Source organism: Nitrosomonas sp. Nm51 (assembly GCF_900111165.1).
Lineage (GTDB): Bacteria > Pseudomonadota > Gammaproteobacteria > Burkholderiales > Nitrosomonadaceae > Nitrosomonas.
Genome location: NZ_FOGH01000126.1, coordinates 1 through 1215, shown reverse-complemented (window position 1 = coordinate 1215; position 1215 = coordinate 1). Strand labels below are relative to the sequence as shown.

Genomic DNA, 1215 nt, shown 5'->3' with positions numbered 1-1215 from the left:
CCGTCAGCGTCGTCTTACCATGATCCACATGCCCTATCGTCCCAACATTTACATGCGGTTTCGAACGTTCAAACTTGCTCTTTGCCATGACCTGTTCCCTTTAAGCTTGCTGTCAATACCCGGTTTACAATCTCTGGAGCCCATGACCAGAATTGAACTGGCGACCTCTCCCTTACCAAGGGAGTGCTCTACCACTGAGCTACATGGGCAATCTTCTTTATTGCCTTATTAAGACTACATTAAATTACCCACAACTCCAGTTGGAGCGGGTGAAGGGAATCGAACCCTCGTCGTAAGCTTGGAAGGCTTCTGCTCTACCATTGAGCTACACCCGCACACATTCAAATAGGAGCTAATTCTAGCCACCAAAAGTGTAAAATTGGCATGCAACTCCACTCTGTTCAATTTTGCCCTGCTGTATTGATCCCATTTGGTGGAGGGGGAAGGATTCGAACCTTCGAAGGCTGAGCCGTCAGATTTACAGTCTGATCCCTTTGACCGCTCGGGAACCCCTCCAAACGAAACCGGTGATTATGAATATATCAAGACAATAAGTCAAACACTTATTGATTTTTACCGCTCAAAATTAAAACCTGACGTATCAAACAGTAAAATCTACAGTTGACGTACAAATAATTGCGGATTAATGTCCAAGGCTTCGGCAGCTCTTATATGGTGTTGATGGTGTTGTCATTACTGCAGACGCACTGCTTACACAGCGTCAATTTGCCAGCTGAAGTTTCCCTTTTTTCTCTAAGCGACCATTCGCAATAATGCATTGATAAGAGAATTTTGTCCGGGTTTGCCTGGTTTCGGGCAAAAGGTAACAAAATCTTTGTCAAGTGCGTCCCTGGTAATCAGTTTTCTGACATCGGAGAAAGCGAAGTGACTTCGATTGTTAACAGCGTAACAACGCTGCGGTGTTTTATCAAGGCGATCTGCGTATATCCAGGTGATGGCGGTGGTCATCATGCAGAAGTTGAGATGATTGGTGACGGCATGTGGCGTTCGGGTTTGGCTTTTTATGCTTCCAATTTCCTGCTTGATCTCTTTGAAACCGGCCTCGATTTTCCAGCGAGCGCCATAGTATTCGATGGTCTGTTCGACGGTGAGATCAAGGTCAGTGGTAAAGAATGCAACCCATTGTGATTTTCGGTAGGCCCAGACGACACGCACGGCACATTTGAGTGTTTTCAACATGCAGATGTGATCGTA

General features: G+C 45.8%; 2 protein-coding genes and 3 tRNA genes. All 5 read right to left on the bottom strand.

Annotated features, from left to right (window positions below; all coding sequences use genetic code 11):
* Positions 1–88, bottom strand: an 88-nt coding sequence (locus BMY60_RS15145; RefSeq protein ID WP_090333656.1) for a GTP-binding protein, incomplete at its 3' end; no start/stop codon positions are given.
* A 46-nt stretch (positions 89–134) separates the two neighbouring features.
* Positions 135–209 (bottom strand) — tRNA-Thr (locus BMY60_RS15140).
* Between the two features lie 52 nt (positions 210–261).
* Positions 262–335: transfer RNA gene (locus tag BMY60_RS15135), tRNA-Gly, on the bottom strand.
* A 96-nt stretch (positions 336–431) separates the two neighbouring features.
* Positions 432–516 (bottom strand) — tRNA-Tyr (locus BMY60_RS15130).
* 237 nt (positions 517–753) lie between these two features.
* The coding region (locus tag BMY60_RS15125) for a transposase (protein WP_177166655.1) at positions 754–1215 on the bottom strand (462 nt) is incomplete at its 5' end.